The following is a 988-nucleotide window of genomic DNA, read 5'->3' on the forward strand; positions in this document are numbered from 1 at the left end:
GCCCGTCCGGGCCGGCCTTGCCGGGGGCCTCGGGGCCGCCGGCCCCGGGCGGCCCCACCACCCCCCCCAACACCACCACCCCCCCCCGGGGCCCCGGCGCGCCCCCCCCCCTTGGGGGGGGGGCCCCCGGCGCGTTCACCGGACGTTCGCCGGTGCAAGCGGTTCGTGGGCGAGTGGGGAGCTTTGTCGACAAGGGAACTGCCGCCCCGAACCCCGTAGTTCCGGGTTTACGTCACAGTTGCATCGTCACATGCGGCCCAACTGGTGATCTTTCGGGCATCGCACGCGCAACGGCCTTGACGCTGCATCGGAAACTCGGAAGGGTGGCTGGATGGCATGCGCATATCTGGGGCGCGTGTGAACGGGGGCAGGTCCAGTAACCATGACGCTTCCCGTGCCCGGGGCCCCTGGCGCTGCCCCATGACGAGATGAAGCTACTGGGGGTAGCAACCAGATGACCAACAAGACGCGAGTCCGCCTGGCGCGAGTCGCGGCCGGTGCCGTGATCATCGCCGGTGCGTCCCTGACCGCGGCGGGTGCCGCGCAGGCTGTCGGCGGCAACGACTCCACCGCGACCCTGGAAGTCACCGTCGGCGCGCTCGGCGACAGCGACGGCAACACCAGCATCGGCGACATCGAGGGCGGTGACAACGGCGGCGCTGACGGCGGTGCCGCTGATGGCGGTGCTGCCGATGGTGGTGCCGCTGATGGCGGTGCGGCTGACGGTGGTGCCGCTGACGGTGGTGCGGCCGATGGTGGTGCGGCTGACGGTGGCGCCGCCGACGGCGGTGCGGCCGACGGTGGCGCCGCTGATGGTGGTGCGGCTGACGGTGGCGCTGCCGATGGTGGTGCGGCCGACGGTGGCGCTGCCGATGGTGGTGCGGCTGATGGCGGTGCTGCCGATGGTGGTGCCGCTGAAGGCGGTGCGGCAGACGGTGGTGCCGCAGACGGAGGTGCGGCCGAAGGAGGTGCGGCTGCCGGTGGCGCC

The 988-nt window shown here is 72.8% G+C and carries 1 protein-coding gene; it reads left to right on the plus strand.

Translation table 11 applies throughout. The features are described 5' to 3' along the window. Positions 1-644 precede the first annotated feature (644 nt). On the plus strand, positions 645-988 hold a 344-nt coding region (locus ACFW1I_RS37480; RefSeq protein ID WP_384678453.1), incomplete at its 3' end, for a hypothetical protein.

This window comes from Streptomyces sp. NPDC058955 (assembly GCF_042741435.1).
GTDB lineage: Bacteria > Actinomycetota > Actinomycetes > Streptomycetales > Streptomycetaceae > Streptomyces.